The sequence below is a fragment of the Ruegeria sp. CDSA020 genome (genome assembly GCF_059612345.1).
In genome coordinates, this window is record NZ_JBXWQK010000023.1 from 1 (window position 1) to 2,207 (window position 2,207).

Here is a 2,207-nt window from a genome sequence, read left to right on the forward strand (position 1 = left end):
GGGGTGATGCCATTTTCGTCCTTCAGCTTTGCAACCTGATCGGCAACCTGTGCCCGCACCGTTGCTGCAAAGGCCTTACCGTCGATAACCTGCGCTACCATTCTTCGATCCCTTCTTCCCAAAAACGGATCGGGCGCTTGGGGCGCCCGGTCAGTCAGTCGTTGCCGAGCACACGTTCCTCACGCGCAATCGACCAGTCAATCAGAATGCGCCACAGCGTCTCGGCCAGATCGGGGTCCATCCCCGCCGCCTGAGAGCTGGCACGCACCTTTTGCACCACCTCTTCAACACGATCCGGAATACGGGCCGGCAGGCCCTCGCCCGGCTTCAACTCAGACGCGCGATCAATGTAGCTGGCGCGCCTCACCAGCATCTCGATCAGGTGCCGGTCCAGCTGGTCAATCTGAATCCGCAGATCCTGCATCGTTGCGCAGTCTTGCGGCGGTGTCAGAGTGGGCATCGTGATCTCCTCGTGGCCCGGAGCATTCTCCGGATCACGAGATGTCTTATCTGGCGACTTAGAACAAGCCCTCGATCTCACCTGCGTCATTGAGGCAGATGCTTTCGGCCGCCGGTTTGCGCGGCAGGCCCGGCATAGTCATGATCTCACCACAGACCGCCACGATAAATCCGGCACCCGCGCTCAGGCGCACCTCGCGCACCGGAACCGAATGGCCGGTGGGCGCGCCGCGCAACGAGGGATCGGTCGAGAAGGAATACTGCGTCTTGGCCATGCAGACCGGCAGGTTGCCGTAACCGGCTTCTTCCCATTCACGCAGCTGGTTGCGGATCTTGTTGTCGGCCAGAACCTCGTCCGCGCGATAGATGCGCTTGGCGATGGTTTCGATCTTCTCGAACAGCGGCATATCGTCGGGGTAGATCGGCGCAAAGTTCGCTGTGCCCCCTTCGACGATTTCGACCACCTTCTCGGCCAGCGGCGCCGAGCCTTCCGACCCCAGCTCCCAGTGACGCGACAGAACCGCTTCGACCCCGTGGTCAGAGCAATAGTCTTTCACGGCTTGCACTTCAGCGTCGGTATCGGTGACGAAGTGGTTGATGCCAACCACAACCGGCACGCCAAAGGATTTGACGTTTTCGATGTGACGACCCAGGTTGGCACAGCCCGATTTGACCGCGTCGACGTTTTCCGCACCCAGATCAGCCTTGGCCACACCGCCATTCATCTTCATCGCACGCACGGTGGCGACCAGCACCACAGCCGACGGCGCGATACCCGCTTTGCGGCACTTGATGTTCATGAATTTCTCGGCGCCCAGATCGGCCCCAAAACCCGCTTCGGTCACGACATAGTCAGCAACCTTCAGCGCGGTCTTGGTCGCAATGACCGAGTTACAGCCATGTGCAATGTTGGCAAACGGGCCACCATGGACAAAGGCCGGGTTGTTTTCCAGCGTCTGCACCAGGTTCGGCTGCATCGCGTCCTTCAGCAGCACCGTCATCGCACCTTCTGCCTTGATGTCGCGGCAATACACGGCTGTCTTGTCGCGGCGATACGCGACGATGATGTCACCCAGACGCTTTTCCAGATCTTTCAGATCATTGGCCAGGCACAGGATCGCCATAACTTCAGAGGCCACGGTGATGTCAAAGCCGGTCTCGCGCGGGAAACCGTTCGATACGCCACCCAAGCTGGCCGTGATCTGACGCAGCGCGCGGTCGTTCATGTCGACCACACGACGCCACGCTACACGGCGAATGTCGATCTCGCACTCATTGCCCCAGTAGATGTGGTTGTCGATCATCGCCGACAGCAGTGAATGGGCGCTGGTGATGGCGTGAAAGTCACCGGTGAAGTGCAGGTTCATCTCTTCCATCGGAACAACCTGCGCGTAACCACCACCCGCAGCGCCGCCCTTCATGCCAAAGTTCGGGCCCAGCGAAGCCTCACGGATACAGATCATCGCGTTCTTGCCAATCCGGTTCAGACCGTCACCCAGACCCACAGTCGTCGTCGTCTTACCCTCACCCGCAGGCGTCGGGTTGATCGCCGTCACCAGAATCAGCTTGCCGTCCTCACGGCCCTGAACCGAATTGATGAAGTCCTGGCTCACCTTTGCCTTGTCATGGCCATAGGGCAGAAGATCAGCAGATTCGATGCCGATCTTCGCACCAATCTCCTGAATCGGCTTCTTCTTCGCCTCACGCGCAATTTCGATGTCAGATTTATAGCTCATTGGGTTTCGGTC

General features: G+C 59.4%; 2 protein-coding genes and 1 pseudogene. All 3 read right to left on the reverse strand.

Annotated features, from left to right (window positions below; genetic code table 11):
* Positions 1–101: pseudogene (locus tag AC2FJW_RS19630) on the reverse strand (bifunctional methylenetetrahydrofolate dehydrogenase/methenyltetrahydrofolate cyclohydrolase); the annotation flags it as partial.
* A gap of 53 nt (positions 102–154) precedes the next feature.
* Complete coding sequence (locus AC2FJW_RS19635; RefSeq protein WP_142640424.1) at positions 155–460, reverse strand: chorismate mutase; 306 nt, start codon at positions 458–460, stop codon at positions 155–157.
* A gap of 58 nt (positions 461–518) precedes the next feature.
* On the reverse strand, positions 519–2,195 hold the full coding sequence (locus tag AC2FJW_RS19640; RefSeq protein ID WP_496693145.1) for a formate--tetrahydrofolate ligase: 1,677 nt from the start codon (positions 2,193–2,195) through the stop codon (positions 519–521).
* Positions 2,196–2,207: the final 12 nt, after the last annotated feature.

Bases quoted from the DNA above. Each gene is read 5' to 3' on its own strand.
- AC2FJW_RS19635 (WP_142640424.1), bottom strand. From the start codon at position 460: ATGCCCACTCTGACACCGCCGCAAGACTGCGCAACGATGCAGGATCTG.
- AC2FJW_RS19640 (WP_496693145.1), bottom strand. From the start codon at position 2,195: ATGAGCTATAAATCTGACATCGAAATTGCGCGTGAGGCGAAGAAGAAG.